Origin of the sequence: Streptococcus sp. M143 (assembly GCF_000162495.1) — a bacterium.
In the GTDB taxonomy this organism is placed as follows: domain Bacteria; phylum Bacillota; class Bacilli; order Lactobacillales; family Streptococcaceae; genus Streptococcus; species Streptococcus dentisani.
This window is the reverse complement of record NZ_GG730092.1, coordinates 76662-94637: the sequence shown is the minus strand read 5'-3', so window position 1 is coordinate 94637 and position 17976 is coordinate 76662. Positions and strand designations below refer to the sequence as shown.

Below are 17976 nucleotides of genomic sequence, written 5' to 3'. Positions count from 1 at the left end.
CAGAGCTGGTTTTTGCATGTCTAATTGTCTGTTTCTACGAATCGACCTAGAATGTGGACATTTTCGGATACAGAGACGAAGGCTGTCGGATCGACTTGTTTCATGATGTGTTTAAAATCATTAAACTCTGCTCGCGTGATAACCGTAATCAAGACTGCTTTTCTCTCATGATTATAGGTTCCTTCCGCATCGTGGATCATGGTTGCTCCGCGGTGCAATTTTTTATGGATTTTTTCGATTACCTTTTCAGGATTACTGGTCACAATCATGGCCTGCATCCGCTTTTGCTTGGTAAAGACCGCATCTGTCACACGACTGGATACAAAAATAGTAATCATGGAGTAGAGGGCGTATTTCCAACCAAAGGTCAAACCTGCTATCAGCATGATGGTTCCATTTACCAGGAAAGAAATACTACCGACATTCTTCCCCGTTTTCTTGCGAATGGTCAGACTGACGATATCTGTACCTCCGCTAGAAATATTGTTACGGAGCGCAAAACCAATCCCCAAGCCCATGACAACACCCCCAAAGAGAGCATTGATAATGGGATCCTCTGTCAGCGTCACAACGGGCACAAACTGGATAAAGAGGGAACTCATGGATACTGTGATAAAGGTAAAGATTGTAAACTTATGCCCAATCTGATACCAAGCCAAAATCATCAACGGAAAATTGATGGCATAAAAGGTCAGCGATATCGGAATGTAAAAACCAAACCAGTGATGACTCAAGGCAGAGATAATCTGTGCCAGACCTGTCGCACCACTGGAGTAAACGTGTCCTGGTTGAAAAAAGAAATTGACTGCTACTGCTGACAGAAAGCCATAAACCAGAGAAGCCGAGATTTTCTCATCATATTTTTCCCGAGAGATACTTTGTAAAACTCGTAAGATTTTTATCTGATAAGCAAAGCGGCGCAGATAATAGCGCCACCGCTTAATTCGTTTTGCTTGTTTCATCTTCTTCTACTCAATATTTCAAACTTTTAAGGCAGAGGGTTTCAATTGAATCTCTAGTTCCTCTAGTTGTTTGAGAGCGACTGTTGATGGAGCTTGTGTCATTGGGTCGGTTGCCTTGTTGTTCTTAGGAAAGGCAATGACTTCACGGATATTTTCTTCTCCTGCTAAGAGCATGACAAAACGGTCAAGACCGATAGCCAAACCACCGTGTGGTGGGAAACCATAGTCCATGGCTTCAAGAAGAAAACCAAACTGGTCATTTGCTTCTTCAGCTGAGAATCCAAGAGCCTTGAACATACGTTCTTGAAGGTCTTTTTGGTTGATACGAAGACTACCACCACCAAGCTCATAACCGTTCAAAACGATATCGTAAGCAATGGCACGAACCTTAGCCAAATTACCTTCTAATTCGTGAGCTGTTTCTTCCTGTGGAAGGGTAAATGGATGGTGGGCGCTCATGTAGCGACCTTCTTCTTCAGACCATTCAAACATTGGCCAGTCAACCACCCAAAGGAAGTTGAACTTATCATTATCAATCAAGCCAAGCTCTTTGGCAATACGTCCACGAAGGGCACCAAGAGTTGCATTGGCCACTTCAAGCGTATCCGCCACAAAGAGAATCAAGTCCTTGTCTTCTAAACCAAGGGTATTTGTCAAATCTGCTTGAATGCCAGTCAAAAACTTAGCAACTGGTCCGTTCAATTCTCCATCAACAACCTTGACCCAAGCAAGACCCTTAGCACCGTACTGCTTGGCTACTTCTGTCATCTTATCAATGTCTTTACGTGAATAGTTATCTGCTGCGCCTTTGACTACAATTGCTTTTACAGCAGGTGCTTCTGAAAAGACTTTAAAGTCTACACCCTTGACCACTTCTGTCAAGTCCTGAAGCAACATCTCAAAACGAGTATCTGGCTTGTCAGAACCGTAAAGAGCCATCGCATCATCGTATTTCATACGAGGGAATGGTAGCGTCACTTCGATGCCTTTGGTTTCCTTCATCACGCGCGCAATCAAGCCTTCTGTGATGTCTTGGATTTCTTGCTCCGTAAGGAAGGAAGTTTCCAAGTCGACTTGGGTAAACTCAGGCTGGCGATCTCCACGCAAGTCCTCGTCACGGAAACATTTGACGATTTGGTAATAACGGTCAAATCCAGCATTCATCAAGAGCTGTTTCGTGATTTGTGGACTTTGAGGAAGCGCGTAAAAATGCCCTTTATTGACACGAGATGGTACCAAATAGTCACGCGCTCCTTCTGGCGTTGACTTAGAAAGGAATGGTGTCTCCACGTCGATAAATTCCAACTCGTCCAAGTAGTTGCGGATAGAGTGCGTTACTTTAGCACGAAGTTTGAGGTTTTCCAACATCTCTGGACGGCGAAGGTCAAGGTAACGGTAACGGAGACGCGTATCATCGTTTGCCTCAATGCCATCCTTGATTTCAAATGGTGTTGTTTTTGCTGTATTAAGAACCGTAAGAGCTGTTACATTCAGCTCAACTGCTCCCGTTGCTAATTTATCATTTGCTTGCTCGCGTGCAGCAACCTGGCCCGTCACCTCGATGACAAATTCGCTACGAAGGCTTTCTGCTGTTGCCATGACTTCTGCTGAAACTTTTTCTGGATTGATAACCAGCTGCATGATTCCTTCACGGTCACGAAGATCGATAAAGATCAATCCGCCCAAATCACGACGACGGGCAACCCAGCCTTTCAAGGTAATTTCTTGTCCGATGTGTTCCTCACGAACACGACCAGCATACATACTACGTTTCATTTCTTCTCTCCTCTTTTATTCTGTTACTATTTTACCATAAAAGCGCAGGCTCTTCATGAAAATCAGCAGAAAAGTTTGATTGTCTTTAGAAATCAAAACGAACAGACAAAAAATCCGATGAAAACGTCATCGGATTCCCTAAATATGATTTTTAACCTTTTTTACGCTTTTCAGCAATCTCAGCTGCCTTTTTAGGTAGAACAATCTCCGTCGCATAAGCCGAAGCAAAACGCAAGACACCTGCAATAGGCGCAAAGACAACTGCTAGATAGTTGTAAAAGAAGTCGCCTTTAAAGGCATAGGCAAGTGCCCCGATGATAAAGAAAAGAACGACCGCTTGTATCACTGCTAATAAAATTACTCGTTTCATGTGACCTCCTGACTCTATTATAGCATGAGTATCATCAAAAAGCCGATTAAATTATTCAAAGCGTGGAGAGAAATGCTATAAAGAAGGCCTTTTCGGTTCACATAAGCCAGTCCCAAACTCAATCCCAGACTGGCATAAACTAAAAACTGTTGCAAAGTTCCTGGAAAATGAATCAAGGCAAAAAGCACACTTGATACGAGGAGAAACAGAGCTGTCTGTTTGCTGTTGTTCTTCTTAGGAAAGAGATAGCGCGCCAGCATTCCTCTAAAGATGAGTTCTTCCGTCAGAGGAGCAAAGACCACTACCATAAAGAAACCAAAGACAGGCTGAGCAACTGTCAGTTGAGATACGATTTGTTGATTGACCGACGGATCATCTGGTAAAAAGAACTGGGCTGTAATCGCCACTAGCAAAACCAGTGTTGGCAACCAGATATAACGATTAAAAGCTGTTGTCTGGATGCTAACCTTTTCTGTCTGATACCATCTGTAAACTCCATAAACATAGGCTCCTGACAGGGCGACATAAAGTGGCAAGACTCCAAAGATTGAAGCCCCTAGTCCAAGAGCTGATAAAGCCATACTCTGAACTAGACCATAGCCAAAGAAAAAGGATAGAACAGCTAGAAGAAACCAGCCGAGATTTTTAAGTAAGTTCATATAGGCCTCCTATTTGAAATAGCGTTTTACCATAGGTAACTGCATCACATTGATATAAACATGGATTGCTCCAACAAGCAAGAAGGCTAGTAGCTGAATTTCTCCTGTCAAGAAAGAAATGATAATAAGAAAAACATATAAGGCTGGTAAGACATATTGATGTAATTGGAATAAAATTCGAAAACTCTGTTCCAAATTAGCTTGTCGCTCTCCTTCATCATAAGAATTTATATAATCTAAGACATCCTTGGGTGTAGAGAAAAGAGACAAATCAAACTGACGAACAATCGCAATTGTTTTAGAAAGAGATTTTTGAGCGACTAAGAGTAGCACAAAAGCTAAGAAAGAGAGGGAAAATGTTTGGTGACCTGTATGCAATATAACCACTTCATTTAATGAGAGGAAAATAGACAATGAAATCGCTACACTTGCAATATTAAAAGCAATGTTTCCAAACTCAAGATTACGATACATTTGCACATAATAGGTTTCATTCAGTTCATCATCCATTTCCTCTTGATACAAGGAGTGAAATTTTCTGCTTTTCTTTAAGAAATTGAACGTCAAAAGAATGCTAATAAAACCTAACAGTAAACAAATAGCTGATATCCATGGTATCAAGACTTTTACATCTAACATAATTTCGTGGGATTCGGCAACAGCCTTAAACATCCCTACAAAACCGCCCAAGAAACCTCCCAAGACAACAGACATTAAAAACAACAATCCACGTTTCTTTTTCTTTTCCATATTCATCCTCTTTCTAAACTAAACCAATCCAACTAACCACTGACCAAAGGCTTTACCTGATTCATAAATTGCTGTCAAACCCTCTGTTCCAAGTGATACTAAAATCAAACAAACAGCAAACAAGAGAATAGCTTGGTTTCTTGCTTTTTTCGCCCCTTCTCCTAAAGGATCTCTCCCAAGCCAACCTGCTAGATAAGCATATAGGATGACTGTCAAAATCCCAAACTCTGTCGAAGAAAGAAACAAAAATAGCATCACTAAACGAACCACGATAGTCTTGATGTTAAAATAATTCCCTAAACCAGCACAGACACCAGCAAGTTCTTTGTTCTCAGTATCTACTTGAAAACCTGCTAAAAACTCTTTCATATTCATTCTCCTTTTTCACTTGCTAAATTGTTTGCTTTCTTTTCAATCCAGTCAACGACTGGGATAAGAGCAAAGTAGGCCCAAATAAATTGGTCACTTTGATAGGGACTAAACCAGCCTAGGTCTATCCCATTCAGTAAAAACACGCTGACTAATAGAGCTATGGCAACTACATAATAAATTACTTTATACTTGTTCATCATTTTTCTCCTTTTTCTTCAACCGATTGAAAATGGACAAGAGGGCTAAATTAATCCAAAACAAATATTTACTTTCAACAAAATAGAACCACCCCAGTAATGTTCCAACCATAGCGAAAGCATTCACAATGAGGGCAAGAACACTCATATAATAAACCACTCTATACTTGTTCATCACTCGTCCTCCTCCAAGCGAAATACCGATTCAACTGTTTCGTTGAAAATTTGAGATATTTTCAGGGCAATTACAATGGACGGGGTGTATTCGTCCCGTTCTAGTAGGCTAATGGTCTGCCTGGAAACCCCTGCTAGCTTAGCTAGGTCGGTTTGATTGAGACCATCGCGAGCTCGAAGCTCTTTTAGACGATTTTTTAGTTGCATATTACAGACCTACTTTCCGTCAAATTCAACGGTTTGGATATCCTCAATGCGTTGTAGTTTGAATTTTTCTTTTCCTTTTTTATCTACACGGCGTAGCTTGACCCATTCCTCATCAACATCCACAACTTCCCAGTTGTCTGTTCCAAAAACTTGTCCAAAGATTGTCGGTGTTTTCCCAATCAATTCTTTTAAAATTCTTGACATTTCTTTATTTCCTTTCTGTTTTTGCTCAATTCTTTTGATTTTATTCTCTAGTTTCTTGACCCTTTGGGTATGATAGAGATAAAACATAAACACAAGAGGTACAAATCCTAATGCCCACATAATCGTTCTTTTCTCCTTTTCTCTTAACTTGCTTATATTGTAACACATCTTTTTCTTTTTGACAAGCATATTTGTCAAAAAGTTTATGATTTTTGTCATTTTGCAAAAGAAAAAGGTCAGGAGTAGGTTCCTGACCGGTTTATCTGTCATTAAAATCCTAGTTTTTCAAAGACTTCTGAAAAGTTTTGGCTGATTGTATCGAGCGTAACTTCCACTTCTTCTCGAGTTTGGTTGTTCTTGACCTTGACTTGCCCGCTTTCGACTTCACTTTCACCTAGAGTAATGAGGGTCTTAGCAGCAAAAACATCGGCTGACTTGAACTGAGCTTTGAGTTTACGGTTGAGATAATCACGCTCTGCTTTGAAACCTTGTTGGCGAAGGGCTTGTACCAACTCCAAAGCCTTGACATTTGCCCCTTGACCCAAGACTGCGATATAAACATCTAGAGCATTTTCGATAGGGAGGGCCACACCTTGTTTTTCAAGGATCAGCAGCAGGCGTTCTACACCAAGTCCAAAACCAAATCCAGCAGTTTCTGGGCCCCCAAAGTAAGCAACCAAGCCATCATAACGACCACCTGCACAGACCGTCAAGTCATTGCCCTCAATCCCTGTGATAAACTCGAAAATGGTGTGGTTGTAATAGTCCAAACCACGCACCATATTAGTATCGATGATATAGTCTACTCCGAGAGTCTCCAACATCTGACGCACAGCATCAAAGTGGGCTTGGCTTTCTTCATCAAGGAAGTCCAAGATAGACGGCGCATTCTCTACTGCTACCTTGTCTTCTTTTTCCTTAGAGTCCAAGACACGGAGAGGATTTTCCTCCAAACGACGTTGGCTATCCTTAGACAAGGTCTCCTTGAGCGGTGTCAAGTAGTCGATCAAAGCCTGACGATAGGCCGCACGACTCTCAGGATTTCCAAGAGTGTTGAGGTGTAATTTAACACCTTGGATGCCGATTTCTTTCAAGAAGTGGGCTGCCATAGCGATCGTTTCCACATCGGTAGCTGGATTGCTAGAGCCAAAGCACTCGACACCAATCTGGTGGAATTGACGCAAACGCCCTGCTTGTGGACGCTCATAGCGGAACATAGGGCCCATGTAGTAGAACTTACTTGGCTTTTGAACTTCTGGGGCGAAGAGTTTATTTTCCACATAGGAACGGACAACTGGCGCAGTTCCTTCTGGTCGGAGGGTGATATGGCGGTCACCCTTGTCGTAAAAATCGTACATTTCCTTGGTTACGATATCGGTCGTGTCCCCGACAGAGCGGCTGATGACCTCGTAGTGCTCAAAAATAGGCGTGCGCACTTCTGCATAGTTATAACGCTTGAAAATTTCACGGGCAAAGCCCTCAACGTACTGCCACTTGGCAGACTCAGCAGGTAAAATATCCTGCGTTCCTTTTGGTTTTTGTAATTTCATAGGAAATCCTCTTTAAACTTAATAGTCTTATTTTACCATAAATAGAGGGATTAAAACAGTGAGAAAAAATTAGAATTCAAATGTCATTTTTGAGATTAAGACTCGTCAGAAGGATAGCCAGCAAGGAAAGTCCAACAAAAAAGATCCAGGTCAACTGCATATCCCATACGGCTACAAGTGAAAAACAGGCTGTTCCCACAGGAATAGAGAGGGTAAAGAGAAGATTTAAAAAATTGCTGGTACGAGCTAGAACCTCTGGAGCTAGATTTTTCATGAGCATGGCACTAATCTTTGGTGAAACTTTACCAGACACATACAGAGTTAAAAAGAGAAATAGTAAACCAAGCACAACTTGATTGAATAAATTAGCTAGACCAACTAGACTGAGTCCTAAGGTCGCCCACATCATCAATCTAGGCAGGGACTGCTTCCCAAAATAATCATTGCCCGTAAGGCTACTGATGATGACTGCTAATAAAACACAAGCTTGCTCGATAAATAGCGCCTCTGTGTACGAAAAGTTCAACAGAGAGTGGCTCAAAAAGAAAATGTTATAAATGCCACCCAAAGCACCACCCGATGCGTTAATCAATAAAACCGCACAGAGCATCAAACCAAAGTTTTTCTGTCCACTTTTAAGAAAAACGAGGCGTAAATTTCGGTAAATAGATAGAAACTGATCTTTGATAGAGAGAGTCTCATTTTTCAGTAATTCACCATCAGGAGATGAAATTGACAGGCTCAATTTGTTTCTTCCTAGAAAGAGAATAGATGCTGATACTAGGAAAAAACAGGCATTGATACCCGCAACGAGGGAAAAATTGTTAACCGATAGACCTAAGAGCCAGACTCCGAAAGCTTGACCACCAATAGCTGAAATATAGGTGATAAACTGGGAAAAAGAATAAGCCTCCATCAAATCATTTTCAGCTACCTTTTCCTTAATAAGAGGCATGCGCAAACCACCAGCAAAATCACTGATTATATCACTAATGACATTGATTAAACACAGGCTAGAAAAGGCAAATAAACTAGTTTGCTGAACAACTAAAGCTGCTAGAAAAAATAAAACTGCCTGAAACAAACCGCTATAGACCATCCATTTGACCTTGTCCCTCGTGTAATCTGCCCGAATCCCTACAAAAACTGTAAAGAGAGTCGGAAGAATCATGACAATATTCGCCATAGCAACCGCAAAAGATGCTTGTGGCAAGGTCGATGCATAGACGATAAATACCAGGTTAAAAATCGAAGCACCAAAAGCATTGAAGAATCGTGACAAAGTCAAGAGTTGATAAGCTTGATTTCTAAACAATAATTTCATAGATAATCTCCCTTCTTGTTCTAAGTTCTATATGAAGTATGACTACAGTATAGCACTTATGAATTAGCGAAAAAATTTTTTGAATATATGCAACACACAAAATAAGCAAAAATACGATAGAACTCCTTTAACGACCTGAAAGAGGTCTGGAGTTCTATCGTTTCAAATTTTAAATCATTTTCTTAATTTGCAGATATTCAACAATCAGGCGTGTTTCTATAGTATTCGGCAGATTTGTTACAGCCAAGCATCTCGAAAATACGGACAGCATCTTCCATCTTTTTTTGTCCTTCCTTGACTCTGCCTTGCTTGCTATCAAGGAGACCTTCCGCCCACAAATAGACAATTCGGAAATAGGTCTCGTTTTCCCTGTAGAAATGCTCTTCGATAACACATTTAAAATAATAGGCATTGGTAAATTCTTCACACTCAATGCTGGCTAAAAAACCATTCAATAGCATGGTGTGAAATAGGTGCCGATTTCCCTTCATTTCCATTAGAAAATCAGATTTTCGGACCATTTCTCGTACATATCTAGTGAAAAGAGGAACAGATAAGAGTGGGGAACTAACTGAGAATAAATTGAGTTCATAGATTCCCCAAATCTCGGTAGAAAACAGGTAATCATGAAGGACTTTCCCTTCCTCTGCTGTTAACTCTACCGTTTCATCCATGCTCTTCATATAAGACTTGATCATAATGGCATTTAGAATATGTTTCTGTTTGTTTTGAGAATCGGCATGCTTTTGATACTCCTTACGATACAAGTCCTCGAGAGGTGCTATGTTCTTTGGGTCCAAGATATCTGTGATTTCTTTTCTCAACTCAGAATCTGTATCATACTGAAAACCTCTCGCCAGAAAGAGGATTTCCTCTACACTCGCAGATATATTTTCTAGGGCAAACAGAAACTTTCCCACCGAAAGTTCACTCTGACCTGTTTCAAATCGGGACAACATGGACGGCGAAAATTGTCCCCCAGTTGCTTGTCTCAGCGAGATATTTCTTGACTCTCGTAATTGTCTAAAGACTTTTCCAATCTGCTCCATAGACTTCCCCTTAATTGAGTATTTTCTTCATTTTATCATATTTTTCAGAAAATTCATCAAAAACTTGCCAAATTGTCAGAATTATGAGAAAATAGAGGATATTTATCACGTGGAGGGACTGTTATGAGAGACGATATCAAAATCAATGATCGCGCTTTGGCCTTACAAGACCAAATTATCGAAAAACTAGAGAAGGTTTTTGATACAGATGTGGAATTGGATGTTTACAATCTGGGCTTGATTTATGAAATCAATCTGGACGAAACAGGTCTCTGCAAGATTGTCATGACTTTCACTGATACTGCCTGTGATTGCGCCGAAAGCCTGCCTATCGAAATCGTGGCAGGTCTGAAACAGATCGAGGGCATCGAAGATGTCAAGGTTGAAGTTACTTGGTCTCCTGCCTGGAAGATCACACGAATCAGTCGCTACGGCCGTATCGCCCTTGGACTGCCACCTCGTTAATACTCTTCAAAAATCTCTTCAAACCACGTCAGCTTTATCTCCAACCTCAAAGCTGTGCTTTGAGCAACCTGCGCCTAGCTTTCTAGTTTGCTCTTTGATTTTTATTGAGTATAAGCAGGCAAATCACTTTTGAAGATGAAAAGAAGCAAGCCGAAATGGCTTGCTTTTTGAGTTTATTTTTTACCTGACTTGTCCATATTCCAGAAGTCTGTCACGGCTCCGCGAGAAGCGGATGATACGATGTGGGCATATTTACCGAGAACACCACGGCTGTAAAGTGGTGGCAAGGTTGTTTCTGCCTTGCGTTTTTCAAGTTCTTCTTCAGATACGGCCATGGAAATTTCTTTGGTATCTTGGTCAACCGTAACGATGTCACCTGTACGGAGGTAGGCAATCGGTCCACCATCCTGAGCTTCAGGAGCGATATGTCCGACAACCAGACCATAAGTACCACCAGAGAAGCGTCCATCTGTCAAGAGGGCAACCTTATCTCCTTGACCTTTACCAACGATCATAGAAGAAAGTGAGAGCATCTCAGGCATACCAGGACCACCCTTCGGTCCAACGAAACGAACAACGACAACATCGCCATCAACGATTTCATCTGTCAAGACAGCCTGGATAGCGTCTTCTTCTGAGTCAAAGACCTTAGCTGGTCCAACGTGACGACGCACTTTAACACCTGATACCTTGGCAACCGCTCCATCAGGGGCAAGGTTCCCGTTCAAGATGATAAGCGGACCGTCTGCACGTTTTGGATTTTCAAGTGGCATAATGACTTTTTGGCCTGGTGTAAGGTCTGCAAAGTCAGCCAAGTTTTCAGCGACTGTCTTACCAGTACATGTGATACGGTCGCCATGAAGGAAACCATTTGCCAAAAGGTATTTCATAACCGCTGGCACACCACCGACTTCGTAGAGGTCTTGGAAGACATACTGACCAGATGGTTTCAAGTCAGCCAAGTGAGGCACACGTTCTTGGATTGTATTGAAGTCCTCAAGTGACAAGTCAACATTAGCCGCATGGGCAATGGCAAGCAAGTGAAGAGTGGCATTTGTAGAACCACCGAGAGCCATCGTTACAGTGATGGCATCTTCAAAGGCTTCACGAGTCAAGATATCTGATGGTTTGAGACCAAGTTCCAGCATCTTAACAACAGCACGTCCTGCTGCTTCGATATCTTCTTTCTTGTCGGCTGATTCAGCTGGGTGAGATGAAGATCCTGGCAAACTCATACCGAGAACTTCGATAGCAGTCGCCATGGTGTTAGCTGTATACATACCACCACAGCCACCAGGGCCCGGGCAGGCATTACATTCAAGACGTTTCACGTCCTCAGCTGTCATGTCACCGTGGTTCCATTTTCCGATTCCCTCAAAAACAGAAACCAAGTCAATGTCTTTTCCATCAAGATTTCCCGGTGCAATGGTTCCACCATAGGCGAAAATAGCTGGAATATTCATGTTAGCAATGGCAATCATAGAACCAGGCATGTTCTTGTCACAGCCACCGATAGCGACAAAGGCATCGACGTTATGACCACCCATCGCCGCCTCGATGGAGTCCGCGATGATATCACGAGACGTCAAAGAGAAACGCATACCAGGCGTTCCCATGGCAATCCCGTCCGCTACGGTAATAGTTCCAAACTGAACAGGCCAAGCGCCTGCAGATTTGACACCTTCTTTAGCCAATTTCCCGAAATCATGCAAGTGGATGTTACATGGTGTATTTTCCGCCCAAGTCGAAATCACTCCCACAATCGGTGTTTCAAAGTCCTTATCTGTCATACCAGTCGCACGAAGCATAGCACGGTTTGGTGATTTCACCATACTGTCATAAATGCTACTGCGGTGACGTTTATCTAATTCAGTCATCTTATCCCTCCCATTTCAGTTTTTACTATTATAGCACATTTTAAAGGCAATGAACAGAAGAAAATTCTTGAATTTTCAGAAAATTCTATACAGCAATATTTTCTTTAAAAATGTTACATTTATTTCTTGACTTTATAAATTAAAGTGATATCATTTAGATATCATAAAGCAGGAGGTCATTCTTATGACTGAAAAACTAATCAATTCAAAACCAAATGGTGTATTCGCATTAATTCTCATTGAATTGACACTCGTACTTGGTATCTTTATATTTATAATGGGTGCTGGTTCGGAAAACGTTTTTGGAATTATTATCGGTCTTTTATTAATCTTAATTTCAGTTCTAGCTCATGCTGGTTTAAAAGTTGTCAAACCTCAGGAAGCTCTGGTTTTGACCCTCTTTGGTAATTATACAGGTACCATCAAAGAACCTGGTTTTTACTTTGTCAATCCTTTTAGCATAGCAGTCAACCCTGCAAACCACACTCGACTTGGTCAAAGTGGTGATGTTAGCACAAAATCTCCTTTTTCAGGAATGAAATCATCAAATGGCAATGATGTAAACCTTGAAATTGGCAAGAAACAGATTTCCCTCAAAGTTATGACTTTGAGCAATTCCCGTCAAAAGATTAACGATTGCTTAGGTAACCCTGTTGAAATTGGAATTGCGGTAACTTGGAGAGTTGTCGATACAGCCAAAGCAGTCTTCAACGTTGATAACTATAAAGAATATCTCTCATTGCAGTGTGATAGCGCCCTTCGTAATATTGTCCGCATCTATCCTTACGATGTGTCTCCTAATGTAGATACTACAGGGGATGGACAAGCAGATGAAGGTAGTCTCCGTGGCTCTAGTGAAATTGTAGCTAACCGTATTCGTGAAGAAATCCAAAGTCGCGTAGAAGATGCTGGCTTGGAAATCCTTGAAGCACGTATCACTTATCTAGCTTATGCACCAGAAATTGCAGCTGTTATGCTTCAACGCCAACAAGCATCTGCCATTATTGATGCCCGTAAGATGATTGTAGACGGCGCTGTGGGAATGGTTGAAATGGCACTAGAACGTCTCAATGAAGGAGAATTGGTAGAACTTGACGAAGAACGAAAAACTGCCATGGTTTCAAATCTCCTAGTCGTTCTCTGTGGCAATCATGATGCACAACCAATTGTCAACGCAGGAAGTCTTTACTAAAGATGGCTGAAGCTAAAAAAAAGCAGATTCCCCTTCGACTCTCAACAAAGTTATACGCTGCACTCGCATCATGGGCAGAAGACGACTTTCGTTCAGTCAATGGGCAAATCGAATATCTCCTTACAGAGTGTGTCAAGCAACGGAAGAAAGACGGAAAATACGTATCAGAAACCATTGACGAACCATTTGAGATTGATATTTAACACCTTCTCCTGTCTGCTAGATCGGACAGGAGAATTTTTTCATCTTTTTTTGTCAAGTAACTTTACTTTACAAAAAAGTTTTGATATACTATTAAAGTTGATGAAAATCAAACCTAACTGAATTATATCTTAAAAGGAGAAATCAAAATGGCAGTACCTGCACGTCGCACTTCAAAAGCGAAGAAAAACAAACGTCGTACCCACTACAAAGTAACAGCTCCATCTGTAAACTTTGACGAAACTACTGGAGATTACTCACGTTCTCACCGTGTATCACTTAAAGGATACTACAAAGGACGTAAAATCGCTAAAGCTGCATCAGCTGAATAATAGAAGGGAGATACCATGCGCGTAAATATTACACTTGAACACAAAGAATCTGGTGAACGCTTGTACCTTACTTCTAAAAACAAACGTAACACTCCAGACCGTCTTCAATTGAAGAAATACTCACCAAAACTTCGCAAGCACGTTGTGTTCACCGAAGTTAAATAAGGGTTCACTACACGTCAATAGACTTTAGAAACCTTGATTTAAAGCAATTCTTGAAATTCAAGATTTCACTACATTGCAACATAAATCAATCGAATCACTACCTTTTTCACTACCTTTTATGAAATAAGAAACTGATTCATTTATTAAAGAAGAAGAGGAATTTCATTATGAATTCCTTTTTTTAATTTCTAAAACGGTAGAACACCCTTAGTACTATCTGTCTTACACCTGTAATATTCCTTTGATATAATAGAAAAAAGGAGGTAAGCAAATGAAAAAATTTATCACATTAGTTTTAGTGTCTCTATCCGCAATTTTACTAATTGCCTGTTCTGACCAATCAAGTAATTTTTTAGATGGTGAATACTACTGGATAAATGAGAATAGAAATGAAGTTGCTTTTACGATATCAGGAAATAAAGGAACTATCAATAAAGGAGAGGCTGATGCCTTTACAATTGATAAAGATAGTTCAACAATCGAACTGACTGGTACTAATATCATCAGTAGAAAAGAAAGTTACATCTTCAAGGATGGCGTGTTCACTGTCGATATTTCAGGAACGAAACAAGACTATTACAAAAAGGACAGTGAAGCATATAAAAATGCCTTGAAGAAATACGACGATAAGTAAAATTCCCAAACAATTCGTTAGTCTTTATACAATAAAAACGCTTTAATTGAAGCGCTTTTTGTTATCTCTCTAAAAATATGGTCAAAGACTGCTCTTTATTTATTTTTTAGTACTTTTCAGGCTATATTTTAATCATTTGAGGACGGTAACATTATTTTTAATGATTTGTCTGGTAAAATAGGAGCATGAAAAATTTAAAAGAAGATAACATTAAAAAATCCTTATGGCACATCAAACGCCATTGTGAAAATATAGAGAAAAACACTGATGATAGTAAAAGAAATATCGAACTGCTCCATCTGAAGGAAAGTGTCGAGATACTAAAGCGAGTTTTTAACGATGAGAAACCCTATCCAAATTTGGATAGGGGGGAAGTGTTTTAAAACCTTGTGAGAATGAATTTTAGTTAAGATTTCACTTTTTGTAAAACCTGGTTTGGAAAGTATGAATTTCAGTTGGACTAAAAACAGCGTAATATCAAGACTTTTCTCCGCTTTTATAAAAGCTTTTTTCCAATCAAATTCAACTAATTTTATCCGAATGGTGTGGATTTTACCCCCAAAATTACAGAGAATGGAGCTGATAAACACTAAACGTTCACACCATTAGTTAAATGATTTTTTGTTCATCATTTTTCTTAGATGATAGAACTTCTAATTTATTTCTTATTCAAGCAAAAACAACCTGCTATAAGTAAGAAAGAGGAAGATACAAGAAAAACACGGCGTAAAAACCGATTCAGTTCATTGTCCTCAATCCTTGTCTGCTTCATTTTCTTTTACGAGATCGTTTTGTGAATCTTTTTCAGAGAGTTTTTGATCAATATACTTGTCAATGTTTTCATAAAATTCCTTGGTCGCTTCACTATCTAATGTTGGCGAGTTCTGAACTTGATTCACTTTCAATTGAACAGATTGAATACCGTAAGAGGCTTGTTTTTGGTGGAGTGTTTCTAATTCTTCTTCTGAAATCGGATCTCCAACAACCGTCAAGACCAATTCATTGTTACTTGACTTGTAGACTTGATTAATAACCGTATAATTGGCGAACTCTTTTCCTACAAACTGTTTGATCCCTTCTTTGCGCGCTTGTTCTATTGTCAGAGTAACTGCCGAATAGCTAGCTGGAAGAATCAACAATACAATCAAAGATATCAAGCCAATTCTCATTTTAATGCTCAGCTCTTTAAATGAAGTTAAAGGAGATTTTCTCATCAAAATTCTTGTTCCAACAATGTTGGCTAGCATGATAAAGACACAGTTGATCAAGAAAAGATAGAGAGCCCCCAATAAAAATCGTACATTCCCATTAGCTAAACCATAGCCAGCAGTACAGATAGGCGGCATCAGAGCTGTAGCAATGGCTACTCCTGGCACGATATTGTTTGCTTCTTTTTTCCTTGAACCGATCACACCAGCAATCCCACCAGCAATAGCAATGAGGACATCCCAAATGGTTGGAGAGGTTCGTGCAATCAACTCGCTACTTGCATAAGACAAGGGAGAAATCCAGAAATACAGAGTCGAGACAAGCAAACTGACCAACACTTGAGTCAATAAAACCTCTAGAGATTGCTTGATTAAACGCGTATCAAAAATAGCTAAACCGAATCCCAGTCCAACAATCGGTGTCATGAGAGGTGAAATCAACATGGCTCCTATAATGACAGCTGTTGAATTCATATTTAGTCCGATAGAGGCAATAAAAATTGCACACATCAAAATCGCTGTATCTCTCAATCGAACATGAAGGTCATCGTATAATTTCTCACGGTATTCCCGTGTTGAATAATTGGCAGTCATTTGTCCTCTCCTCTTTCCTTATTTAAATTGGTATAATAATTAAAAATAACAGCTGATAAACAGCCAAAAAATATGAGCCCATAAATCGTCAAGAAGACACTGGTAATCCTTCCAATCAAGGTCACAGCTAGGAGATCCCCGTAGCCGACAGTCGTCGAAGTCACAAAAGCATACCAAAGACCGTCTCCGTAATTTGTGATAGCAGGTTCAACTAGGAAAAGCACGCCTCCTGACCCAAAAACAAAGGTCACAAAACTCAGAGCAAACCGAGTAAAACCCGTAACCTGCATAATATGCCATAACATTTTTAAACGTTTCATTTGTTCTCCTTATTCATACTAGCTCCTGACCGAGCCGTTTTTTTCCAATAATCAAAGTGAAGATAGGACATGATCTCCATCAGAGAAAGATAGACAAACTGATAGATCTGATTTAAGCTGATTATCAACTGATATTGTTTGAAAAATGACTGGAAGAAAGACCAGATATGACTGTCTTGAATCAGTCCCTTCTTAATATCAGACAGGATATTAGCTAAAGCTCCCAAGGACTGAAACGGTAAATCCTTGACATTTATATAGATCCGGTCCACCACATCATTCAGACTGGTATCTTGGATGGCATGAAATTCTCCAAAGAGAACTCCTGCCGCTCCAAGAGTAGAAACAAATTCCACCAAATAATTTCTGAGGAAATTTTCTCAACCTTTTCCCATAATGTGTTTAGTGCCATCCATAACGATCCCAACCAGAAAAAGGAAAGAAAACAAGCAAAGAAATTTTGCCGTAAATCCCAAAAAGCTTCAAGACTTGGTGTTGTTGGTTTTTCTAACTCTAAAACCAAGATGGTCATAATAATTGCTAGAACAGCATCTGTCAATACAATTAATCTGTCTTTCTTCATCAGATTACGTTGCCTTTCATTTTGTAGTATTCTATCTCATCGTATAATATTTATTAATCTTAAATATTGGATAGTCACTTCATATTTTGAGTACAAACAAGATACACTAAAAAGCATGTATCTGTCATATTTTATTTAACTTTAGAAATATTCATCCATCTAATCAATAAATATATCATATTTCACAATAAATGACTACTATCAAAGATACATTTTCTTTCAGATTTCTCCCTTTTAAACTTGGCTAACTTGACCTGCATTACCTAGGTCGCTTTGCTTTAAATTATACTTTTTTCTTAAAGATTTGCTACGAGTAGTCTTTCATGTGAGTAATTTTTATCAAAAAATTTCATAGATAAGTCCTATATATAATCATGATAAAGTAGTAAAAATAGTTGTTATCCTAGTTGATTAAAAAAGTCTTTGATTTCCTCATCTTTTATAAAATAATATATAATTTTCCCCTCTCTTCTAGTATCCAAGATGTTTTGATTGGCTAGTTTACGAAGATGGTGGGAGGCAGATGCCATACTGAGATTTAGTAAACAGGCTATATCACAGACACAGAGTTCTTCAACAGCAAGGAGATAAAAGATGATATTTATCTGTTTATTATCGGTAAACTTTGATAAAATACGAAGTGATTTTTGGACTTTTTCCTTTTCAAGGTAGTTCGTTGCGGTTGTAACATTTTGCTGATTTATAATATTCACTTGGCAGATACTATCTTTTTTCATAATTTTTTCTCCTAGCCGAACACAGTCCTTAGCATGTTAAAGCTGTTGTTTTCAATCAGGATATACATCCCCAG

General features: G+C 39.7%; 25 protein-coding genes and 1 pseudogene. 7 read left to right on the top strand and 19 right to left on the bottom strand.

Features of this window, described 5'->3' with window-relative positions; all coding sequences use genetic code 11:
* Nucleotides 1-20 precede the first annotated feature (20 nt).
* The 13 genes from HMPREF0850_RS04015 to HMPREF0850_RS03955 all read right to left on the bottom strand — a co-directional run bounded on the left by HMPREF0850_RS04015 (nucleotide 21) and on the right by HMPREF0850_RS03955 (nucleotide 9594).
* Nucleotides 21-962: a YitT family protein gene (locus tag HMPREF0850_RS04015; protein ID WP_000806285.1), complete on the bottom strand. Its 942-nt coding sequence runs from the start codon at nucleotides 960-962 to the stop codon at nucleotides 21-23.
* Between the two features lie 18 nt (nucleotides 963-980).
* The gene (gene aspS, locus HMPREF0850_RS04010) at nucleotides 981-2738 is read right to left on the bottom strand and encodes an aspartate--tRNA ligase (RefSeq protein ID WP_000830861.1); all 1758 of its coding nucleotides are present in this window, start codon (nucleotides 2736-2738) and stop codon (nucleotides 981-983) included.
* Nucleotides 2739-2889: 151 nt separating this feature from the next.
* A complete protein-coding gene (locus HMPREF0850_RS04005; protein ID WP_000832176.1) occupies nucleotides 2890-3108 on the bottom strand; it encodes a hypothetical protein in 219 nt (72 codons plus the stop codon).
* Between the two features lie 17 nt (nucleotides 3109-3125).
* Nucleotides 3126-3767, bottom strand: a complete 642-nt coding sequence (locus HMPREF0850_RS04000) for a CPBP family intramembrane glutamic endopeptidase (RefSeq protein WP_001050641.1) — start codon at nucleotides 3765-3767, stop codon at nucleotides 3126-3128.
* A 9-nt stretch (nucleotides 3768-3776) separates the two neighbouring features.
* The gene (locus HMPREF0850_RS03995; protein ID WP_000412275.1) at nucleotides 3777-4517 is read right to left on the bottom strand and encodes a DUF3169 family protein; all 741 of its coding nucleotides are present in this window, start codon (nucleotides 4515-4517) and stop codon (nucleotides 3777-3779) included.
* Nucleotides 4518-4535: 18 nt separating this feature from the next.
* On the bottom strand, nucleotides 4536-4886 hold the full coding sequence (locus HMPREF0850_RS03990) for a PspC domain-containing protein (RefSeq protein ID WP_000657660.1): 351 nt from the start codon (nucleotides 4884-4886) through the stop codon (nucleotides 4536-4538).
* A gap of 2 nt (nucleotides 4887-4888) precedes the next feature.
* Nucleotides 4889-5086: a hypothetical protein gene (locus HMPREF0850_RS03985; RefSeq protein ID WP_001046137.1), complete on the bottom strand. Its 198-nt coding sequence runs from the start codon at nucleotides 5084-5086 to the stop codon at nucleotides 4889-4891.
* Complete coding sequence (locus HMPREF0850_RS03980; protein ID WP_001046407.1) at nucleotides 5073-5261, bottom strand: hypothetical protein; 189 nt, start codon at nucleotides 5259-5261, stop codon at nucleotides 5073-5075. Before HMPREF0850_RS03980 ends, HMPREF0850_RS03985 begins: the two co-directional genes overlap by 14 nt.
* Entirely contained in the window at nucleotides 5261-5467 is a 207-nt protein-coding gene (locus HMPREF0850_RS03975) for a helix-turn-helix transcriptional regulator (protein ID WP_001176229.1), read from the bottom strand. Before HMPREF0850_RS03975 ends, HMPREF0850_RS03980 begins: the two co-directional genes overlap by 1 nt.
* Before the next feature lie 9 nt (nucleotides 5468-5476).
* Nucleotides 5477-5941 (bottom strand): hypothetical protein, encoded by a 465-nt coding sequence (locus HMPREF0850_RS03970; protein ID WP_000130254.1) that lies wholly within the window; start codon nucleotides 5939-5941, stop codon nucleotides 5477-5479.
* Nucleotides 5941-7221 (bottom strand): histidine--tRNA ligase, encoded by a 1281-nt coding sequence (gene hisS / locus HMPREF0850_RS03965; protein WP_000775871.1) that lies wholly within the window; start codon nucleotides 7219-7221, stop codon nucleotides 5941-5943. Before hisS ends, HMPREF0850_RS03970 begins: the two co-directional genes overlap by 1 nt.
* 76 nt (nucleotides 7222-7297) lie before the next feature.
* Nucleotides 7298-8545: a hypothetical protein gene (locus tag HMPREF0850_RS03960; RefSeq protein ID WP_000770623.1), complete on the bottom strand. Its 1248-nt coding sequence runs from the start codon at nucleotides 8543-8545 to the stop codon at nucleotides 7298-7300.
* Between the two features lie 197 nt (nucleotides 8546-8742).
* Nucleotides 8743-9594 (bottom strand): helix-turn-helix domain-containing protein, encoded by an 852-nt coding sequence (locus HMPREF0850_RS03955; RefSeq protein ID WP_000434991.1) that lies wholly within the window; start codon nucleotides 9592-9594, stop codon nucleotides 8743-8745.
* A gap of 123 nt (nucleotides 9595-9717) precedes the next feature.
* Here HMPREF0850_RS03955 and HMPREF0850_RS03950 point away from each other — a divergent pair, with 123 nt between their 5' ends.
* The gene (locus HMPREF0850_RS03950) at nucleotides 9718-10059 is read left to right on the top strand and encodes a metal-sulfur cluster assembly factor (protein WP_001204052.1); all 342 of its coding nucleotides are present in this window, start codon (nucleotides 9718-9720) and stop codon (nucleotides 10057-10059) included.
* A gap of 173 nt (nucleotides 10060-10232) precedes the next feature.
* On the opposite strand, the gene ilvD is transcribed toward HMPREF0850_RS03950, so the two are convergent.
* Nucleotides 10233-11936 (bottom strand): dihydroxy-acid dehydratase, encoded by a 1704-nt coding sequence (gene ilvD, locus HMPREF0850_RS03940; protein ID WP_000137349.1) that lies wholly within the window; start codon nucleotides 11934-11936, stop codon nucleotides 10233-10235.
* Between the two features lie 184 nt (nucleotides 11937-12120).
* On the opposite strand from ilvD, the gene HMPREF0850_RS03935 reads away from it, so the two are divergent.
* From HMPREF0850_RS03935 to HMPREF0850_RS0103065, 6 genes are all read left to right on the top strand, one after another.
* Nucleotides 12121-13128, top strand: coding sequence for an SPFH domain-containing protein (locus HMPREF0850_RS03935; protein WP_000136840.1), 1008 nt, complete (start codon nucleotides 12121-12123; stop codon nucleotides 13126-13128).
* Nucleotides 13129-13130: 2 nt separating this feature from the next.
* On the top strand, nucleotides 13131-13331 hold the full coding sequence (locus HMPREF0850_RS03930) for a PTS ascorbate transporter subunit IIC (protein ID WP_000796544.1): 201 nt from the start codon (nucleotides 13131-13133) through the stop codon (nucleotides 13329-13331).
* A gap of 147 nt (nucleotides 13332-13478) precedes the next feature.
* Nucleotides 13479-13661 (top strand): 50S ribosomal protein L32, encoded by a 183-nt coding sequence (gene rpmF / locus HMPREF0850_RS03925; RefSeq protein WP_000290417.1) that lies wholly within the window; start codon nucleotides 13479-13481, stop codon nucleotides 13659-13661.
* A 15-nt stretch (nucleotides 13662-13676) separates the two neighbouring features.
* Nucleotides 13677-13826 (top strand): 50S ribosomal protein L33, encoded by a 150-nt coding sequence (gene rpmG, locus HMPREF0850_RS03920; protein WP_001265622.1) that lies wholly within the window; start codon nucleotides 13677-13679, stop codon nucleotides 13824-13826.
* A gap of 271 nt (nucleotides 13827-14097) precedes the next feature.
* Nucleotides 14098-14460 (top strand): hypothetical protein, encoded by a 363-nt coding sequence (locus HMPREF0850_RS03915; protein ID WP_000713576.1) that lies wholly within the window; start codon nucleotides 14098-14100, stop codon nucleotides 14458-14460.
* A gap of 185 nt (nucleotides 14461-14645) precedes the next feature.
* Nucleotides 14646-14843 carry a hypothetical protein gene (locus HMPREF0850_RS0103065; RefSeq protein ID WP_000793098.1) on the top strand — a complete coding sequence of 66 codons (198 nt, stop codon included), beginning with the start codon at nucleotides 14646-14648 and terminating at the stop codon, nucleotides 14841-14843.
* Nucleotides 14844-15212: 369 nt separating this feature from the next.
* Here the strand turns inward: HMPREF0850_RS0103065 and HMPREF0850_RS03910 are convergent, their stop codons facing one another.
* The 5 genes and pseudogenes from HMPREF0850_RS03910 to cadX all read right to left on the bottom strand — a co-directional run bounded on the left by HMPREF0850_RS03910 (nucleotide 15213) and on the right by cadX (nucleotide 17902).
* A complete protein-coding gene (locus tag HMPREF0850_RS03910) occupies nucleotides 15213-16262 on the bottom strand; it encodes a DUF389 domain-containing protein (protein ID WP_000126416.1) in 1050 nt (349 codons plus the stop codon).
* A complete protein-coding gene (locus tag HMPREF0850_RS03905) occupies nucleotides 16259-16582 on the bottom strand; it encodes a potassium channel family protein (protein ID WP_000825751.1) in 324 nt (107 codons plus the stop codon). Before HMPREF0850_RS03905 ends, HMPREF0850_RS03910 begins: the two co-directional genes overlap by 4 nt.
* Nucleotides 16579-16938, bottom strand: a complete 360-nt coding sequence (locus tag HMPREF0850_RS0103060) for a hypothetical protein (protein ID WP_000397555.1) — start codon at nucleotides 16936-16938, stop codon at nucleotides 16579-16581. The genes HMPREF0850_RS03905 and HMPREF0850_RS0103060 overlap by 4 nt, the downstream gene beginning before the upstream one ends.
* Nucleotides 16920-17165 (bottom strand): annotated as a pseudogene (locus tag HMPREF0850_RS12660) (TMEM175 family protein); the annotation flags it as partial. The gene HMPREF0850_RS0103060 and the pseudogene HMPREF0850_RS12660, both read right to left, overlap by 19 nt.
* A gap of 398 nt (nucleotides 17166-17563) precedes the next feature.
* Nucleotides 17564-17902 carry a Cd(II)/Zn(II)-sensing metalloregulatory transcriptional regulator CadX gene (gene cadX / locus HMPREF0850_RS03900; protein WP_000711083.1) on the bottom strand — a complete coding sequence of 113 codons (339 nt, stop codon included), beginning with the start codon at nucleotides 17900-17902 and terminating at the stop codon, nucleotides 17564-17566.
* Between the last annotated feature and the right edge of the window lie 74 nt (nucleotides 17903-17976).